We start from the raw sequence: 18,368 nt of genomic DNA, 5'->3' as shown, positions 1-18,368 counted from the left end.
GCGCATCAACACATCCTGCCAGGTCCGCTCTGGAATTGCAGCGAGCTGCTCACCAGCCAGCATAAAGTTCACGGCAGATACTGACACCTTATCGCCGCGTGCGACATCAACACCGGCTGCTGTTGCGATAATTTCTTCGATCTCTTCGACCTTTTCGGTCAAATCCGCTTCAGCACCATCAACAACAGCATCGCCTTTTTGCCCTTCGACACGACGCGCTAATTCTTCAACAAGACGATCACGATTAACCAGCACAGCAATACTCATGCGATCAATGCGATAATCATCAAAGATGGTTTCAACGGTACGAGAGGAAATTTCGTAGTTCGTCAGTTCTTCACGGCGTTCATTTTCTTCTGAAGAGCGCTCACCGGATTGCGATGACACCGCCTCTTCAGGCAGGTTCTGCTCAACAGTGGTTGGATTTTCCAGACTAGCATTTTGAGCGCTCGCATTTTCGCGCACCACGCGGAAAGATCGCTCAACACGCGTCTCGGGATCATAGGAGGTTTCGGAAACCCTTTGATTGTCTGTATTCACAGAGGCAGAAACACTGACTTCAAAGTTATTTACACCGAGATAAGGTGCCAGCGCCTGGCGGATCGCATTTTCCTTGCGCGACGCCAAGTCAGCTTCCAACATTGCCTTACGACCAGTGGACGCGCTCTGCGCATCTTCACCCGCGGCAAGAAGCTGACCCTCAGTATCAAGAACCGTCACTGCCTCTGCAGTAAGACCCGGAACGGCAGCTGCAACAAGATAACGAATAGATTGCGCAACCGAGTTTGTCTGAACACCCTCGGTGCGAATAAGAACGGATGCTGTTGGCTTTTGGTTCTCGCGTCTGAACGTTGCTTTTTCCGGAAGAACCAAATGCACACGAGCAGCTTTAACGCCTTGCATACTTTGGATTGAGCGAGCAACTTCACCTTCAAGCGCACGGACTTTGGTCACGCTCTGCATGAAGGACGTCAGCCCCAGAGAACCCATCTCATCAAAGAGCTCGTAACCTGCACCCGATCCGCGCGGCAGACCCTTTTCCGCCAGCAGCATACGAGCACGAGCCGTTGCGCCGACGCCGACTGAAATCGACGTACCATCTGCGTTCACATCAAACGGAACACCGCTGGCCTGCAACGCCATGCCGATTTGAGTGACATCGTCCCGCTCCAGATTAGCGTAGAGAATTTCCTGCTCCGGACGGGACAAGAGATATGCTGCTGCGCCAATCGCAACAAACGTAAATAACCCAATAAAAGCGAGCACCATCAGGCGCTTTGCACCTAACTCGGCCAGATTACCATAGATTTTTTCGGCGTTTTCACGAGCTGCCATTGCGACCTCTGCAGGTGTATCAATGGCGCTACCTTCGCTTTTCAACCTTGCGCGAACGTGATCAGGATTTACATTGGGCGAAAATCCACGGTTTCTCCGAGGCAATACAAGTTATTTCGAAGAAAACCAAGAGTATCAGGTATATGCGTCTGCGTGGGTGATGCGCTGAATACTCGGCAGACCATTTACAGTCAAACCACAGCCCTGCTCTTTTAAGCGCTTGCTCACCCGATCAGCCGTTGCATTGATTGCTACAATCGTATTCGCACCGCACTCGATTTGACGAAGCTGCCCTTCTTGCTCAAAAAGCACATCCCGCGCCAGCGCAACAACAGAACTCCAGAAACGCTCATTGCCCCGCAATGCAAACGTCAAGCCTTCGAGCTTCTGCTCAGATGTGAGCACAGAAAGGTCGACCTGACCTGCTTCCTGATCTCCCAGCCTGGAGATATTCAACTGATTACTTAACATCAAGCACCGCACAACTCAAAACAACCAACACGAGACAAAGCTTAAGAAAGCTTATTTCAAATACTGGTATATTTTATCGAACTTGCCTTAACCTGACTTGTAACAATTTTATCTAAATTTTTATCATAATTACAAGCAAAAGCCCCGGCGATTAACCGGGGCCTTAAAGCTTCTAAGGTTCTCAGAGTTTTCCGACTTAACGGAACAGGCTGAGGATGTTCTGGGAACCAGAGTTAGCGATAGACAAAGCCTGAATACCAAGCTGCTGCTGGGTCTGAAGAGCTTTCAAACGAGTAGATTCAGCATTCATATCCGCGTCAACGAGCTGTCCGATACCACGATCAACAGAATCAGTGAGTGTGTTCACGAACTCAAGCTGCATGTCGATACGCATTTTAGCAGAACCAAGAGTTGTCGCAGCGTCGGTCATATCCTTTGATTTTGCATCAACGAACTGGATAAGACCCTGCAGGATTGCGTTGTCGTTATCGTTGTTCTCCAACTCTGAAATATCGAAATCAAGAATCGTAACGGTTGCCTTACCAGAACCTGCCAAAAGGTTGGTTACATCCGCATCCGCACCCAGAATATCACCAGCATAACCATAAACGGTCAGGTCGCCAGCACTGGCGCGTTCAGTTGCAGCCGCACCCAAACCATCAGCACTCAAGATACCACCAGCACCAGTGAAATCACCATCAGCATCAACCGCTGACGTATCAATCATCACAACTTCAGCCAGATCAACAGTAATGGTTTCCAGTTTCGCATTACCATTGGCATCACGAGTGAAAGAACCAGTGATCTCTGGTGTCAAATCGTCAGCACCAACTTCTTTCTGAAGCCAGTTGTCACCATTAAACACAGCGGAGCTAGCGTTTGTTTTCAACTGATCCTGAAGTGCCTGCAGATCCTGCTGGATCTTTGCTCGACCATCTTTGTTCTGTGAGGTTGCAGAAGTAAGCTTTGCAACCATTTCTTTCATGATTTTCTGAGAAGAGTCAGCTGCAGTAAACGCGATATCTACTGTTGCTTTACCCAGACCAATCGCATCCTTAACAGCACCAAGAGCAGCATTGTCAGAACGCATGGTTGTTGCAATTGACCAGTACGCAGCGTTATCGGAAGCGTCATTCACACGCATACCGGTAGAAATGCGGTTCTGTGTCATCGCCATATCGTTGTTGATGCCACGCAGGTTAGACAGAGCCACCATGGCTGCGGAGTTAGTCAGAAGAGAAGACATAATAATTGCCCCTAGGATAAAGATGTTGGGACATTCCGGATTTAAATCCCGGAGTTACAGAGTTGCATCATGCACTTTGATCAGTCAAAGCCTGTAACAGAAATTAACTTTGACTCCGGGACCTTGCGCTAAACTGACCTTCTAGTAATCATTTTAGTTAATTAAGCACAAAAGTTATATGCAAGCATGTTACTCAACAAGCAAAAGGCCCCGGTAACTAACCGGGGCCTTAAAGCTTCTAAGGTTCTCAGAGCTTTCCGACTTAACGGAACAGGCTGAGGATGTTCTGGGAACCAGAGTTTGCAATAGACAGAGCCTGAATACCAAGCTGCTGCTGAGTCTGAAGTGCTTTCAGGCGAGTAGATTCAGCATTCATGTCTGCATCCACCAGCTGACCGATACCACGATCAACAGAATCTGTGAGCGTGTTCACGAACTCAAGCTGCATGTCGATACGCATCTTAGCAGAACCAAGAGTAGTCGCTGCGTCAGTCATTGCCTTAGACTTTGAGTCCACAAACTGGATAAGACCCTGCAACAAAGCATTGTCTACATCGTTGTTTTCCAATTTGGAGATATCGAAGTCAAGGATATTTACGGTAGCAGCACCATCAGTAAGGTTTGATGCATCAGCAATCGCACTGCCGAGAATAGCTTCGGCATAACCAAAGATTGTGCCAGCATCAGCAGCATCACCAGTTACACCAAGTCCATCAGCACTCAAGATGCCACCAGCACCACCAGTTGCAGTATCAATCATAACAACGTTAGTGAGGTCAACAGTAATGGTTTCCAGTTTCGCGTTACCATTAGCATCACGCGTGAAGGAACCTGTGATCTCAGGTGTCAGATCGTCCGCACCAGTATCCTTCTGAAGCCAGTTGTCACCGTTGAAAACTGCGGAGCTTGCGTTGGTACGCAACTGATCCTGAAGTGCGCTCAGATCCTGCTGGATCTTCGCACGACCATCTTTGTTCTGAGAGGTTGCAGAAGTCAGCTTCGCAACCATTTCTTTCATGATTTTCTGAGAAGAATCAGCTGCAGTAAATGCGATATCTACTGTTGCTTTACCCAGACCAATCGCATCCTTAACAGCACCAAGAGCAGCATTGTCAGAACGCATGGTTGTTGCGATAGACCAGTACGCAGCGTTATCGGAAGCGTCATTCACACGCATACCGGTAGAAATGCGGTTCTGTGTCATCGCCATGTCATTGTTAATGCTGCGAAGGTTAGACAGAGCCACCATGGCTGCGGAGTTAGTCAAAAGAGAAGACATTTTGTTTGTCCCTTAATAAGAAGAATTGGGACATTCCGGATTAAATTCCCGGAGTTACAGAATTGCATCATGCACTTTGAAGGTCAAAGCCTGTAACAGAATTTAACAATGACTCATAAAGCTTACGTCAAGCTGACTCATTAACTCAGGCAAGAAAAAAGCCTCGAAGCGAGGCTTTTATGCTTAAGCTTAGGTAAATGACCTTATCAAGCCACCCGTTAATAGATACCACCCATCAATCAAGACGAAGAACAACACCTTGAAAGGGAGTGAGATGACCGTAGGAGGAAGCATCATCATACCCATGGACATCGTGATTGTTGCAATGATCATGTCGATGACGACAAAGGGGAGTGCGATGAGGAACCCGATTTCGAAGCCACGTCGCAGTTCTGAGATCATGAAGGCTGGAATGAGGACGCGGAGGTCCAGTTCTTCGATGGGCGCGTCTTTTTCATAGTTGAACGCGCTCACTGCGAGATCATCGAAGAGGACAAGATCTTTTTCGCGGACGTTATCCAACATGAACCGTCGGAACGGCTTTGTCATTTCCTCGTAGGCGACTTCTTCTGTGATTTGCTCTTTGATCAACGGCTGAAGACCATTTTTCCACGCCGTATCGAATGTTGGTGCCATGACATAGAAGGTCATGAACAATGCGAGGGAAATGAGGATAATGTTGGCTGGTGTTGTTTGAAGGCCGATACCGGAACGCAAGAATGACAGAGCAACAACGAAGCGCGTGAAGCTTGTTACCATGATCAAGATCCCTGGCGCTAACGAGAGCACCGTCAGGATCATGACGTATTGGATAATCCGACCACTCGCAGATGCCTGCCCTGCCGGAAGCAAGTCACTCAGGTTGATATCCTGAGCAGAGGCCGGAGCGATCCAAAACAACGCAAATAAACTCAAAAAACTCGTAAGAAACGCAAAATAACGCATTACTGAATCACCACAGATTCAAGGACGAGTTCCTTGACAAATTTGCCACCACGCATCTTGGCGCGTTCATTGAGATCATCACGCAAACGCAGCAAACCACGGGTGCCTTCGAGCTGGCGTGGCCCTAAGGTCCGGGCGTAGAGCAACAGATCCTGCTCAACCTGCTTGACCAGCAAGGAGTGATCCTGCTCTTCTATACCGCGCTGCATCAAAACAACTGAGGCTTCAATACGAATCCAGTTCTTAGAGGAAGACAACAGGTTGGTCACGATTGGCTTCAATGAGACAATCTGACTGCTTTCTGTATATTCTGGATTGATCAGAGCACCACTGTTGGCTTTTTGCTCTTCCAAATATTTGCCGTGCACCTGATCGACCAGCGTAGAGCCGATCCCCATTCCACCAGCACTTGCAACGGCCGTCACGACAATGGCCGCGACGGCTACACCGACCCAAGAATTCTCGGAGGCTGGCAACTGTGGCTTTGGCAACTGTGGTTTAAGAGCCATAGAAGCCTCCTTTAGAGTGGGCTAATGATATCAATGATTTGCTGACCAACGCTTGGCTGCTGCACTTCCGTCACGCGGCCACGGCCACCGTAGGAAACACGCGCTTCAGCGATCTTGTCATACTCAATAGTGTTCCGGCCTGTGATGTCTTCAGGACGCACGATGCCAGCAACCGAAAGAACACGAACCTCATAGTTCACACGAACTTCCTGTTGCCCGGAAATGATCAGGTTGCCGTTGGCAAGCACTTTGGTCACGACTGCTGCAATGGAAAGCTTGATCTCTTCACTGCGGTCAATTGCGCCCTCACCTTTACTGCTGGTCGCACCAGTCCCAGAAATGCTTGCGTCTGCTTCTCCAGAATCAACACCCGCCCAGGAAAATGCACCTTTCAAACCGGTAGATCGGGATGAGTCGCGTTTTCTCTCGCTGGAGTTGTCCAGCTTGGCCTTATCGTTGATTTTGATCGCAACGGTAAGAACATCGCCAATTTGCTTTGCACGCGGATCGCGGAAGAAATCCTGCTCTCCGTCGGCCCAAAGCCCGTGATAAGCGCGATTTGAACGGCCGCCACTTTTCGCTGGGGTTGCCGGCAAGTTTGCAACATTTGGCTGAAGCCCCTGCCCCAGTGGGGTCAGATGCGGCTCCTTGCCAACGTTTTTCATAGCATTACAGCCAGTGAGCGTAATTGCGGCGAGAATGCATACCAAAGTGCGCTTCACTGTGAAACTCCCATACTTTGCTTGGCGGCCTTTCGAGCTGTAAGTTCTGCCATCAGATCAGTAAGATACGCTGCGCGCTCTGAGGCCAACTCAGCAAGCACTGAACTGGCTTTCCGCGCCTTCATCTGGAGAAGAATTGAAACTGCTGTTTCATCATCCAGAGACGTTAACTGCAGCGCCGCTGCATCCGGACGCATGTTGGCATAGATATTAACGACATGCCCTTCCGCTCTCTGCAGGATTTCATCACGACGTTTCACCCACATGCGCAACTCAGCAATCTTAGCGTCGAGCTCCGTAATCTTGGCTTTCATCTGATGCTCAACATCAAACAGAGCACGCATTTGCCAAGCAATCCGAGCATCTTTTGCCTGATCAGCAATCGCTTCGCAGTAGTTCTTGGCCTGCTCAATTGCGGCACTCAGTTCTTCTGTCTCGGCTTCGTTCGTCTGAGCACTTGCGCTTACAAGCGACATGCACAAACCGAGAGATACCGCTGCACACTTAAGGGGAAAAAATTTCTTCTTAGAGAGCTTTAAGAGAGGCATTACAACTCAGTTCCAATAGGTTTAGCGGTACAGTGAAGCCACAAGCTTGCCCGTGGCTTATCCAATTGCCGTGCAGTCTTATTTGACCACGAGAGTTGCCTGGAGAGCCCCTGCCTGCTTAATCGCCTGAAGGATTGCAATGATTCCACTTGGCTTCAGACCAATACGGTTCAATCCTCTGACCAGAGTTTGCAAATCAGTTCCACCAATCAACTGCAACTGACCATCTTCCTGAACCACATCAATATCCGTGCGCGGCACAACAGTCGTTTCGCCTTGCTGTGCGAACGGTGACGGCTGAGAGACTTCAGGCCGCTCAGAAACACGAACTGTCAGATTGCCGTGCGTCACAGCAACCGTTGAAATCCGCACATTCTGACCGATAACGACAGTTCCAGTACGCTCATCCACAACCACTCTTGCTGGCGTATCCGGCTGAACCATCAGGCCTTCGATCTGCGAAATGAAACGAACTGAGCTGATACCTGCAGGGCGTTGAACCTGAACGGATCTATAATCAAGCTCACTGGCAAGCTTCAAACCATAGCGGTTCAGTGAAAATGCATTGATTGCATCCGTCACTCGTACAGCGGTCTTAAAGTCTGGATTTTTAAGTTCCAACACCAGCTGTGGTAGCGAAGAGAAATAATCAGGTAGCGTTTTCTCAATTAGCGCGCCATTTGAAACACTTCCGGCAGTTGGAACACCTTGTGTCAAACTACCAGCATCACCTACAGCCGCAAAGCCAGATACAGAAACAGAACCCTGAGCAACCGCATAGACGTTGCCATCAGCCCCCATCAACGGCGTCACAAGAAGCGTTCCCCCCTGTAACGATGCTGCATCGCCAAGTGATCCGACAGAAACATCAATACGGGCACCATTCCCAATAAAGGGAGGCAACTCGGCAGTCACAACAACCGCCGCTACATTTCTTGATCTTAAGTTAGACTCTCGAACGTTCACTCCCATGCGCTCAAGCATGGATTGCAAAGACTGCTCAGTGAACGGAGAATTCCTCATGGTATCGCCAGATCCATTCAGACCAATCACAATACCATAGCCGACAAGCTGATTAGAACGCATGCCGCGCAGATCAGCTATATCCTTGATACGGACGAGTGCAGACGCACTGTCAAACGATAAAAACAAAGCAAGAAAAGCAAGATAAATTGCCCCCAGAGAACGGCTTACAGAACGCACGGTGTTATTCCCCTTCAGCCAGCAAAGATCCGTTTTCTTGCACTTTGCCTAAAACACTTAAACCTGTATCAGGGTTCTTAGCCCTGATATTTGCACCAATTGCCCCAGATTCCTGCGCCTCAACAATGGCGCGGATTTCCAAGCCGTCTTCTTTAAAAACCAACAGAACAGAAGAACCGCGTTGCACTACAACAGGATCTTGAACCGCGTTTTTTGGAATTGGTTTTCCTGGAAAAAGGGTACGGCGCGCTTCCAGCCCAACTACATCTTGCATTCGACCTACAATCGAAAGCTGCGCAACCGACTTCTTGAAGAATCCGTGCTCACGAAGCATACCTTCTTCGATCTTATCACCCGGATAAATCATCATGGCCGGCACAGGAAGCTTTACAACTTCGCGTCGGCCAGCTGCTGATGCCGCTGTTAAGAACAACGGCACGCAGCACACTAGCAATGCCAGACTATGCAGGCGCTTGGAAGCACTCATCACCGCGTCCTTAGCGAATGCCCTTGGACACAGTTCCAGCCATATCATCTGCTGCCTGAATCACTTTGGAATTCATCTCGTACCCACGCTGCGCGCTGATCAAGCTTGTGATCTCTTTAACGGGATCGACGTTGGCACCTTCAAGATACCCTTGACGAATAACTCCAAGCGAACCTTCACCGGCAATACCAGTATTAGGCGCGCCAGATGCAATAGTTTCGCGGAAAAGATTGCCACCGATCGCCTTCAGGCCAGCGTCATTCACAAAATTGGTCAGGTTCAACTGACCGATGCTTGTGGCCGGGTTTCCGTCGGCATAGGTAGCAAAGACTTCGCCACTTTCATTGACAGTAACTTTAACAGCCTCGAGCGGAACAGTGATACCAGGCTGAACCTCGTAACCATCAAGGGTTACAAGAGCCCCCTCGCCGTTTACGTTGAATGCACCGGACCGGGTAAAGAGCGCTTCACCTTCAGGGCCGATAATTTCAAACCAACCTTGTCCATCGATCGCCAGATCAAATGCGTTATTGGTTTGCTGCAGCGCACCTTGAGAATGCAACTTACGAACCGCTGCGGTTTTCACACCAAGACCTTGCTGAATTCCCTCAGGAACAGGTGCAGCACCACCACGATTGGACACGCCAGCTGCACGATCAGTTTGATAAAGCAAATCGGAGAACTCAGCGCGAGATGCCTTAAAGGCAGTCGTATTCATGTTCGCGATGTTATTGGAAATAACTTCGAGATTTTTCTGCTGAGCAGACATACCCGTCGCAGCGATAGCAAGAGCCTTCATAGGAAAAACCTTTTTTCAAACAATTAAATACTCATACGAGAGAATTCTTGATAGGCCTCAACAACCTTGTCACGCACAGCTACTGCGCTCTTCAAGGAAAGTTCTGCCTTCATCACAGCTTCGACCACTTTTTGAGCCGAAACCTCACCACGTACTGCCGCAACAGATGTTGCTTCAGCCGTTTTCAAATCGCCTGCAGTTTCACGAACCACATCAGCCATAGTATCAGCAAAGCTGCCCTGAACCTCTTGGGTCGCCTGCGCATTCTGCGCTCCGCCTACCAAGTACTGACGAGTACGAGCAGTAGACGAAACATCGTTTACCCCACTGGTAAACGTTGAAACACGCGATACTGAACTCAACGCCGAAAGATCCGCCATCACCTACTCCTCAACAAATCGATTGTACGGGTAATCATTTCTCTGGATTTGACCATCATCTGCAGACCAGCTTCATAAGAACGCGAAGCTTCTCGCATGTCCGCCAACTCAATCAGAGTGTTTACGTTTGGATATTTTACGTTGCCATTCTCATCTGCCGCTGGATGCGACGGATCAAATTCAATACGGTAATCACCTTTATCCGTACCGATATCCTTAACCTCAACGAGATTGGCACCAAGCGCGCGATCAACCTCACTTTTGAAGGTAATCGTTTTACGCTGATAAGGATTTGCCCCAGGAGTGTCGCCTGTCGACTGAACGTTGGCCAGGTTCTCAGAGACAACGCGCATACGCTGTGACTGAACCCTCAGACCCGAGGAGGAAATCTTTAATGAAGCGACAAGTGGATCAATCATAATTTTATCTTCCTAAGCTGCTCTTCATCAAGCCATAGAAGGACCCAACAAGCTGAGTATTGAGTGAGTGCTGACGAGCAACCTCACCTGACTTAATCAACTCTTGCCCTAGGGAAACGGAATTATCTGAGACGGTAACTTGCCACGCCTCACCGTCATTCACCCGCACACGACGGGCATTCGTTCCATCTTCGCTGATATGACCTGACTGGGTAGCAGCCATCTGAATGCTGGTTTTATCCAGAATGTCCTTAAAAGGCTCGACATCCTTACTTGCAAAACCAGGAGTATCAACGTTCGCAATATTTTCGGAAATTGTTGATTGCCGCACTGACAACCAAGAATTTTGCCGCGAAACCAAACTAAAAAGATATACGGGCTCCAAAAAATCCACTCCGCTACAAAAACTGCTAAAAGTGGATAGCAGCGCAATCTTGTCCGTAGCTGGCGGAATCAATATTTCCGAAAAAAGCAAAAAAGATATACTTGGTTAGTCAAGCATATCTTTTTATCTTAATATTTTAGGTAAATAAATAATTAATATATTGTTTAAGAATTAACAGATGCGTCCGCGAGCGCAGTTTCCAACCTCTTTGTATTTTCCTGCGGGTCTTCAGAAGGCTGCTCAAATGCGATGAACTTGACATCAACTGCCGAGTTTAATGCAAGCAAAAACAAATGAAACATGACACTCACACCGTCATTTACGAACTTCATATGCAAGCAAACTGTAACATCGCCATTCCAGTTCAAATCGATTGACGACGTTCCAGCATAGGTGAGTGTGTCGGGCTTAAAATAAAGTTCCGACGAAGATTCCAGCAAATCTGTGAGATTGGCAGCTTCGTTAGAGAGAATATGGCGAGCTAAAGAAGACAGATCGCATAACCGTAACTCGGCTGCGATGGGCTTCATAGCGTTTGCAATCAATGCCTCGCGCAAAACATCTTCAGATTTTGCAGGCAGGTCGTTTTTCTTCAATGCGGTCTTTGTAGACAAAATACCCTCTTAAGGCAGAAACGCGTTTCGACAAAGTCTTTAGCGCTTTAAATAAACATATGAAATAACTTCTGCTACCGCTCGATAATATTCTTCTGGAATACTCTGATCTATCTCTACGGCGGCATAAAGTGAACGCGCGAGTTGTCGATCTTCTACAACTGGAACATCATGAATATATGCCAGTTCTTTGATTTTCAGTGCAATCAGGTCCTGCCCTTTTGCAACAACACGCGGCGCTTGTTCACCCTCACGCTCATAATACAGCGCAATGGCAAAGTGGGTGGGGTTCGCAACAACAACAGTCGCATCCTGAACAGATGACATCATGCGCTTGCGAGCCCTGTCACGAGCGAGAGAGCGTAAGCGCGCCTTGATAAGCGGATCGCCCTCTGCTTGCTTATATTCGTCCTTCAGCTCCTGGTGAGACATGCGCAAGTTCTTGCGCCACTGGAAACGCGCCAGAACCAAATCAAAACCAACAAGGAAGATGGTTGCGACGCAGATACCGGAAAGCAAAGTCATTGCAACAGACAAAATAAGCTGAGGCACCTGACTTGGGTCGCTGTACATCGCTGTCAACGCGACCGCTTGCTGCGATTTCAATACAAGCGCAGCAACGACGATCACAGTTACCAGTTTGAAGAGAGACTTCACAAACTCCATAGCGCCATTGACGCTAAAAAGCCTACCCAGTCCCTTTTTCAAGGAAATCTTGCTGAGCTTCGGTTCAATTCGGTCCAACACCAAACGTGGCGTATTTTGCATAAAAGAGGAAGCCAAACCAAAGAAAATCAAGACAGAAACGATAGGGCCAAGAAACCAGACAAGCTGGAAAGCCACAGCAGACATCAACTGCAAAGGCTCCGCAGCACTGACAAACTGTATTTCACCCGGATTATCCAAAAACCACTTCAGAAAATACACCAGGCCCTGCGCCTTATCGACAGCGATGAAGGAAAGCACAAGAAGAAGCGCTAGCATTGAAGCAAGCACAGACGCTTCCTTGGAGACTGGGATATTCCCTTTCTCCAAGGCATCACGAACCTTCTTCTCCGTGGGTTCCTGGGTTTTACTGTCGGGATCCTGGTCTTCAGACATGAAACCTGCCGCTTCTCAAGATGGTTTGACAGACTAATAAAGTCATGCCTCAGCTCTAGACGTAGACTTCTTCCCCGCCTCGTCCGATCTCAAGGTCGATCTCACCCGAATTTGCCTTTTCAAGGGCAAGATCAGTAATCGCCCGACGCGCATCCATCACTTCACGCTGTGTCATAGGCTCTCCAGAAGCCAGATCATTCTCAACGATCCTACGGGCACGCGACGCCATACTTGCAAGGATTGCCTGACGGAACTCCGGATTCGTTCCTTTAAGAGCTGCAGTGATAACTTCACTGGTAACATCATCAAAGATTGCCGTTCTGGTGCGCAGATCCAGGTTCTGGATATCATCGAAGGTGAAGAGCAAGGCATCGAGCTGTTCTGCAGATTTTGGCAGAGCTTCGCGCAGATTCCCCAGCGTATCTTCAAGATCATCACGTTCCATTTTGTTGAGAATATCTGCCATACGAACGTGGGAATCTGTACCCACTGTTCTTGCAAAGTTCACCATGAAGTCTTCGTGCAGTGTCTTCTGCACTTCCTCCATCACGTCCTCGACGATAGGCTTGAGCGTCAACATACGACGGACAATCTGATTACGTTTTCTACGTGGGATCTGGGAAATCACACGCGCAGCACCACTTGCGGAGATCTTTGACAAGATCACTGCTGCAGTTTGCGGATGTTCTTTCTGTAAATATGTAGAAAGAACATGCTCCGAGATTTGTGAAACCTTGTCCCAGATCGAACGCTTGGAGTAGCCCATCACGTCCGACATAATTTCGGCGACCTGATCTTCTGGAAGAATACCTTTCAGAAGACTCTCGGCCCCTTCGGCTGTACCGAACAGGTTTACACCACCTGAGAAGAGCTCGATGAACTCTTCAATTAGCTCATCGAGTTCACTGGCAGGAACTGTGCCCAGATCTGCAGCTGCCCGAATGATCATCCGCATTTCGTCATTATCGAAATGCTTCAGAACGCGGGTTGCCTTGTCACTTCCCATAGCCAACAGCAAAGCTGCTGCCTTCTGATGGCCATTTTTTCTGGAAATGACGCTTCCCATTTCAGCTGGAACAACACTGTTCATTCTCTACGCGCCTCGGATACACATATAAAATCAAGCACAGCTCTTGTGCGGCTAGTTGTAGCTGCCTTTTGCGCCTACAATCTCAGTCAGCGACACACCAAACCGCGAGTTATCGTCTTCAACAACTACGATTTCGCCACGCGCTACAGTGCGGCCATTTACGACGATGTCTACAGGCTCACCAACGCGGTGATCCAGAGGTATAACCGCACCACGACCAAGCTTAAGCAAACTGGCCACAGGCATGGTTGCAGATCCAAGAACAACCTGCATATCAACCGGAATACCTAGAACTGCATCCAGATTACGGTCAACGTTCTCGTCGCTCATACCCTTTTCAGGCGCGGAAGCAGCTTGCTGGGCTGCAGCAGAAGGCGCACCCATATCCATATCCATCTCGGCTTCAGAAGCAGCAGCTTCCCATTGCAACGCGAGGGCTTCATCACTCATTTCATTTGAGCTGCTCATTGCGGATCATTCTCCTTCTCAGGACTTTCGTCGTCCTTTACATTTACAGATCTGAATGTGGCGCTCTGGCCGAAAGAAACTTTTCTAACTCTGACATTCTGGTTATCTATTGCAGATACAGCAGTATTTTCTTGGTTGCCTGCCGGTGCAGGCTTACCCATTCCACCAGCCAGCAACAACGCGGCGGTATTGGACGCTGCACTCGTAACGGGCTTTTGCTTTGCCTTTGTTGCAGCAGGCTTTGCAGCACGACCGGAACGTCGCCCGCGATCCCCACCTGGCCTTGGCGGCGCATCATTCATACTGATGCCGACTTCATCACTCTTCTTGCTCAACCACTCGATATGCTCCTGAAGCGCTTTCATTTCTGTTTGCGCTTGAAGGATCACACCAGAGATATCGACGGTAGCCTCCCGAGCTTCATCAATCCGCTGCCCAAGATTACTCAGGATCTCTTCACCGCGAACCCGGATTTCCTGCAAGGACAAACCAATATTGTCCATTGCCTCCGAGGTCTGATCAAAAATCCTTTGATACTCTTCATGATAGCCGGAGAGCCGCTTTAGCTGTCGGTACATGACCACAACGCGCCATGTCGTAACCAAAAGAGCAAAAAGTAAAAATCCGTCAATTAGATAAGATATCATCGAGAAGTTCCCCTTCCTGCTCGATCAACTCTTCAACGCGTACTGTGTAAGACCCTGCAACCTGACCCAGGCGACAGTTAAACAATGGCTGACTGTTACATTCGAGCTGAACGGCAGTTTTTGGAGTAGCATTCAACTCAAGAACAAGACCAACCTCAAACTGCGCAACCTCTTCGAGAGTCATGCGCTGCTCTTCAAGAATTGCCGTAAGCTTGACTTCGGTACGCTGAACTTCCTGCTGGAACTGTTTAGTCCAACGGGTATCACGACCGGCAACTTCACCAGACAACACCTGTGTCAGGTTTTCGCGCAGCGGATTCAGCACTGACTGAGGAATAATGATGAAGATCTCACCTTCACGGCCGATGATTTCGGCAGTCATTTTGGCAAGCACGCACGGATTACTCTTCCTGCCCGTTTGCGCAAATTCCATACGGTTTTCGAGACGCTCAACCTTCAACGAGGTATCAGCAATCGCCTCAAACGCCGTTTCGAGCGCTGTAGCCGCCTCCTGGAACATTCTATAGGCAAGCCGCTGCTCGACATTGGTCAAAGCGCGATCTTCAAGAAACGCCTCTTCTTCACCATCTCCGCCAAGCAGAACTTCAACCATGGAAAAGATGAAGGTTCGATCAAACCCGAGCAAAATGCGCGCATCCCACTCCTGAGCATGAAGAACCGCAACAACTGCGCGATCCTCATATTGCTCAAGAGCATCACCAATACGCTCATTAGAAACCGATTGAACTGCTAAGTAAGGTGCAGTTGCTGCCATCTGCCGAAGTGTATCGATGTACTGGCGCGCCATACGGTCAAAGACCACATGTAGCATTGGGAGACGATCGACACCAAGGCCCGCAGCATCCAACAAGCGAGAAGGCAAATCCACCTTTGCATTTTGAGCGCTGATCACCTCATCACTCATTTCCAGCTCTTGAGGCTCCATCAGGCTTCACTCCCAGCTGCAGCAGACACCACCGGACCAGCATTCATAGTTTCCGCCTCAACTTCATCAATTGTAGGACGATCGTCTGCACCGATGGTTTTACGACCGTGCTCCAACGCAATCTGAGGCGCTGCACCATTCATGAACGCAAGCAATGTCTGCTTCACCTCAATATAGAGACGATAACGCTGCTCACGGATAGATTTAATCTTCACTGCGACCGGGCTAACAATTCCGTAGGATAAAAAGATACCAAGGAATGTACCAACGAGCGCAGCACCAATCAGACTACCAAGAATTTCCGGCTCCTGATCAATAGCCCCCATCGCTTTCACGATACCAAGCACAGCAGCCACAATACCGAGAGCAGGCAAAGTCTCAGCAACAATACTAAGCGCCTGATACGGCTTCATCTCTTCACGACCAAGGGTGTGCAACTCTTCATCCATCAAGGATTCAATTTCATGAGGACGAACATTACCGATGATAATGAGACGAAAGTAATCACAGATAAAACTTGTCAGAGATATGTTCGCGAGAACCCGCGGGAAACGCTGAAACAACTCAGAATCATCAGGATTATCAATGATCTGCTCAACATCATTACGCCCCTTTGCACGAAGGGTTCTCATAAGACCGTAGAGCACACTTAGCGTATCCAGATGGTCACGCTTTTTTGGCTTTGCATTCACCAAAGCTTCATGAATACCGCGCCCGGTATCCTTAATCGTCTTAAACGTATTCGCCACCACGAAGGTACCGAAGGCAGCTCCCCCAACAATCAGCAGCTCAAAAGGTTGCCATAGCACCTTCATATAGCCACCCATTGCAACATAACCACCAATTATGGATCCAATAACGATCACGAGGCCAACTAGAATATTCAATTTGCGCTCCACACACTTACCGGACAAGCACTTTTCTTATTTTGTGGTAGCGAGACTTACTTGTCCGAAGCTGGCGTAAAGACGCTGAAATCTTAACAAACACCCGTACAGCTTCAGACAAGCCCTAAAGAGCATTCTCTCGAAGCATTTGAGTGTAGATAGGTTTATTATGATCGATACAGTATTACGGTATACCATGTTAACTCGGAGCATGGATCAAACTTTGGAGCGCACAGCCAACAATCCGATGGTCAAGCGCGAAACCGAGTATTACGAAGAAAATATCCGCAATATTAAGTCGATCGAAGACTTCTTGAAAGATGATCGGATCTACAACTACGCCATGAAAGCGATGGGTCTAGAAGACATGATTTATGCTAAAGGCATGATGAAAAAAGTCCTAAAAGAAGGGATTTCCAACCCGAATTCATTTTCGAATCAATTAGTTGATACGAGATTCAAAGATTTTGCAGAAACTTTTGATTTTGCAGGCTACGGCGGAGCCGCGACTTCATTCGAAAAAACCCAAAAAGAAATTACTGAGAAATATATCCAGCAAACTTTGGAGTCTGACGAGGGCGTCGACAACAATGGTGTCCGCTTAGCTCTATACTTTGAAAGAAAAGCTCCAGAGATAAATAGCGCATACGACATACTCGCAGATCGCGCTTTATATGAAGTTGTTAAAACGGTTGTAGGCATTCCTGATTCAATGGTCGGAACCGATGTCGACAGACAAGCTGCTTATTTAGACGAGAAACTGAAAGTTGAAGACTTAAAAGAACCAGACAAACTTGCAAAATTCATGGAGAAGTTCATCCATCTCTACGATGCAATTAATGGTTTGAATACATCTCCCACTATCCAGTTATTTTCACCACCAAGTTTCGGAATAAATCCAGGAACACTTGAACAAGTTAATTCGATTAAATTTGGAGGCTAGTAATGGTTGTTCCTTCTCTTTATGTCTCCCTTTCCGGGCAGATGGCCCTTGAGCGCCGACTTGAGACAGTTGCGCGAAATGTAGCTAACATGGAAACTGCTGGCTATCGGTCTACAGAAGTCAAATTCGATAGTCTCGTTAAGAGCCCTGGCAAAGACCCAGTTTCCTTTGCGTCTACTGGAGAGAACTATATCTCGACGCAGGCTGGCGCGATCAAACAAACAGGTAATTCTCTTGATGTCGCGATTGACGGCAATGGCTGGCTGGGTATTCAAACCGGCAATGGTGTTGCTTATACTCGAGATGGCCGTTTTCAGATTGGCGTTGACGGCATCCTCAGGAGCATCGAAGGCAATCCAATTCTTGATAGCGGAAATGCACCAATTATCCTGGACCCACTCGGCGGAGCTCCAGAAATCTCTAAGGATGGCTCCATCTATCAGGAAGGCCGTCAGGTTGGCGTACTCGGCCTTTTCTCCATCCCTCAGGATGCCAAGCTGAGCCGCGCAGGGAATTCTGCTGTCATACCTGACGCGCTAGCAGAACCAGTTCAGGATTTTACAGAGAATGGATTCGCCCAGGGCTTCGTCGAAGGCTCGAACATTAATCCAATCTCGGAGATTACCAAACTCATTACCATCACACGTGCTTTTGAAAGCACAAACTCTATGATGCAGAGTGTGGAAAGTATTCGACAGCAGACAATACGAAAACTTGGAGAGGGCTGATGGCTGTTAATCCGGTTCAAGCAATTTCTGGCACTTCGGAAGATACTCGCGCCGGAAGCACCTCCAATAATACTAAGTCCTCATCACCCAAACCATTTAGTTTGGGTGAGTTGGTTGATATCATCAATCCATTGCAGCACATCCCCGGTGTAAATACCCTCTATCGAGAGATCACTGGTGATGAGGCTTCTGTTCGCTCTCGCGTTGCAGGCAGTT

General features: G+C 48.4%; 23 protein-coding genes and 1 pseudogene. 3 read left to right on the top strand and 21 right to left on the bottom strand.

The window, feature by feature from the left end:
* The 21 genes from fliF to motA form a co-directional block, all read right to left on the bottom strand.
* Positions 1 to 1,335: flagellar basal-body MS-ring/collar protein FliF (fliF, locus tag PPL9_RS29320; protein WP_208989717.1), on the bottom strand; the 1,335-nt coding region annotated here is incomplete at its 3' end.
* A 135-nt stretch (positions 1,336 to 1,470) separates the two neighbouring features.
* Positions 1,471 to 1,806 (bottom strand): hypothetical protein, encoded by a 336-nt coding sequence (locus PPL9_RS29315; RefSeq protein ID WP_057466023.1) that lies wholly within the window; start codon positions 1,804 to 1,806, stop codon positions 1,471 to 1,473.
* 196 nt (positions 1,807 to 2,002) lie between these two features.
* On the bottom strand, positions 2,003 to 3,052 hold the full coding sequence (locus tag PPL9_RS29310) for a flagellin (protein WP_057466022.1): 1,050 nt from the start codon (positions 3,050 to 3,052) through the stop codon (positions 2,003 to 2,005).
* A 262-nt stretch (positions 3,053 to 3,314) separates the two neighbouring features.
* Positions 3,315 to 4,331, bottom strand: a complete 1,017-nt coding sequence (locus PPL9_RS29305) for a flagellin (protein ID WP_057466021.1) — start codon at positions 4,329 to 4,331, stop codon at positions 3,315 to 3,317.
* 189 nt (positions 4,332 to 4,520) lie between these two features.
* On the bottom strand, positions 4,521 to 5,276 hold the full coding sequence (fliP, locus tag PPL9_RS29300) for a flagellar type III secretion system pore protein FliP (RefSeq protein WP_057466020.1): 756 nt from the start codon (positions 5,274 to 5,276) through the stop codon (positions 4,521 to 4,523).
* On the bottom strand, positions 5,276 to 5,785 hold the full coding sequence (locus PPL9_RS29295) for a flagellar basal body-associated FliL family protein (protein ID WP_057466019.1): 510 nt from the start codon (positions 5,783 to 5,785) through the stop codon (positions 5,276 to 5,278). Before PPL9_RS29295 ends, fliP begins: the two co-directional genes overlap by 1 nt.
* Before the next feature lie 11 nt (positions 5,786 to 5,796).
* Positions 5,797 to 6,507 carry a flagellar basal body L-ring protein FlgH gene (flgH, locus tag PPL9_RS29290; protein WP_057466018.1) on the bottom strand — a complete coding sequence of 237 codons (711 nt, stop codon included), beginning with the start codon at positions 6,505 to 6,507 and terminating at the stop codon, positions 5,797 to 5,799.
* On the bottom strand, positions 6,504 to 6,983 hold the full coding sequence (locus PPL9_RS29285) for an MgtE protein (protein WP_208980743.1): 480 nt from the start codon (positions 6,981 to 6,983) through the stop codon (positions 6,504 to 6,506). Before PPL9_RS29285 ends, flgH begins: the two co-directional genes overlap by 4 nt.
* Before the next feature lie 150 nt (positions 6,984 to 7,133).
* A complete protein-coding gene (gene flgI, locus PPL9_RS29280) occupies positions 7,134 to 8,258 on the bottom strand; it encodes a flagellar basal body P-ring protein FlgI (RefSeq protein WP_057466016.1) in 1,125 nt (374 codons plus the stop codon).
* 4 nt (positions 8,259 to 8,262) lie between these two features.
* Positions 8,263 to 8,745 (bottom strand): flagellar basal body P-ring formation chaperone FlgA, encoded by a 483-nt coding sequence (gene flgA, locus PPL9_RS29275; RefSeq protein ID WP_208985672.1) that lies wholly within the window; start codon positions 8,743 to 8,745, stop codon positions 8,263 to 8,265.
* 10 nt (positions 8,746 to 8,755) lie between these two features.
* The gene (gene flgG / locus PPL9_RS29270) at positions 8,756 to 9,544 is read right to left on the bottom strand and encodes a flagellar basal-body rod protein FlgG (RefSeq protein WP_057466015.1); all 789 of its coding nucleotides are present in this window, start codon (positions 9,542 to 9,544) and stop codon (positions 8,756 to 8,758) included.
* 23 nt (positions 9,545 to 9,567) lie between these two features.
* Positions 9,568 to 9,924: a flagellar hook-basal body complex protein FliE gene (locus PPL9_RS29265; RefSeq protein WP_057466014.1), complete on the bottom strand. Its 357-nt coding sequence runs from the start codon at positions 9,922 to 9,924 to the stop codon at positions 9,568 to 9,570.
* Entirely contained in the window at positions 9,924 to 10,340 is a 417-nt protein-coding gene (gene flgC, locus PPL9_RS29260; RefSeq protein ID WP_193757797.1) for a flagellar basal body rod protein FlgC, read from the bottom strand. Before flgC ends, PPL9_RS29265 begins: the two co-directional genes overlap by 1 nt.
* Before the next feature lie 7 nt (positions 10,341 to 10,347).
* Positions 10,348 to 10,818, bottom strand: a complete 471-nt coding sequence (locus tag PPL9_RS31740; RefSeq protein ID WP_244273501.1) for a flagellar basal body protein — start codon at positions 10,816 to 10,818, stop codon at positions 10,348 to 10,350.
* Positions 10,819 to 10,892: 74 nt separating this feature from the next.
* Positions 10,893 to 11,342, bottom strand: a complete 450-nt coding sequence (locus tag PPL9_RS29250) for a hypothetical protein (RefSeq protein ID WP_208981848.1) — start codon at positions 11,340 to 11,342, stop codon at positions 10,893 to 10,895.
* 39 nt (positions 11,343 to 11,381) lie between these two features.
* The gene (flhB, locus tag PPL9_RS29245) at positions 11,382 to 12,443 is read right to left on the bottom strand and encodes a flagellar biosynthesis protein FlhB (protein WP_057466012.1); all 1,062 of its coding nucleotides are present in this window, start codon (positions 12,441 to 12,443) and stop codon (positions 11,382 to 11,384) included.
* Between the two features lie 55 nt (positions 12,444 to 12,498).
* Positions 12,499 to 13,533, bottom strand: a complete 1,035-nt coding sequence (locus tag PPL9_RS29240) for a flagellar motor switch protein FliG (RefSeq protein ID WP_057466011.1) — start codon at positions 13,531 to 13,533, stop codon at positions 12,499 to 12,501.
* 51 nt (positions 13,534 to 13,584) lie between these two features.
* Positions 13,585 to 13,863, bottom strand: a complete 279-nt coding sequence (gene fliN / locus PPL9_RS29235) for a flagellar motor switch protein FliN (protein ID WP_244272523.1) — start codon at positions 13,861 to 13,863, stop codon at positions 13,585 to 13,587.
* A gap of 134 nt (positions 13,864 to 13,997) precedes the next feature.
* Positions 13,998 to 14,648: a hypothetical protein gene (locus PPL9_RS29230; RefSeq protein ID WP_057466009.1), complete on the bottom strand. Its 651-nt coding sequence runs from the start codon at positions 14,646 to 14,648 to the stop codon at positions 13,998 to 14,000.
* The gene (locus PPL9_RS29225) at positions 14,629 to 15,594 is read right to left on the bottom strand and encodes a FliM/FliN family flagellar motor switch protein (protein ID WP_057466008.1); all 966 of its coding nucleotides are present in this window, start codon (positions 15,592 to 15,594) and stop codon (positions 14,629 to 14,631) included. The genes PPL9_RS29230 and PPL9_RS29225 overlap by 20 nt, the downstream gene beginning before the upstream one ends.
* Positions 15,594 to 16,481, bottom strand: coding sequence for a flagellar motor stator protein MotA (gene motA, locus PPL9_RS29220; protein ID WP_057466178.1), 888 nt, complete (start codon positions 16,479 to 16,481; stop codon positions 15,594 to 15,596). Before motA ends, PPL9_RS29225 begins: the two co-directional genes overlap by 1 nt.
* A gap of 169 nt (positions 16,482 to 16,650) precedes the next feature.
* Here motA and PPL9_RS29215 point away from each other — a divergent pair, with 169 nt between their 5' ends.
* The 3 genes and pseudogenes from PPL9_RS29215 to PPL9_RS33945 form a co-directional block, all read left to right on the top strand.
* The gene (locus PPL9_RS29215) at positions 16,651 to 17,424 is read left to right on the top strand and encodes a DUF1217 domain-containing protein (protein ID WP_057466007.1); all 774 of its coding nucleotides are present in this window, start codon (positions 16,651 to 16,653) and stop codon (positions 17,422 to 17,424) included.
* Between the two features lie 2 nt (positions 17,425 to 17,426).
* Positions 17,427 to 18,152 (top strand): flagellar basal-body rod protein FlgF, encoded by a 726-nt coding sequence (gene flgF, locus PPL9_RS29210; protein WP_057466006.1) that lies wholly within the window; start codon positions 17,427 to 17,429, stop codon positions 18,150 to 18,152.
* Positions 18,152 to 18,368 (top strand): annotated as a pseudogene (locus PPL9_RS33945) (hypothetical protein); the annotation flags it as partial. The gene flgF and the pseudogene PPL9_RS33945, both read left to right, overlap by 1 nt.

This window comes from Pseudovibrio sp. POLY-S9 (assembly GCF_001431305.1).
GTDB lineage: Bacteria > Pseudomonadota > Alphaproteobacteria > Rhizobiales > Stappiaceae > Pseudovibrio.
Note: the sequence above shows the minus strand (reverse complement) of the source record. Positions and strands in the feature narration are given on the sequence as shown.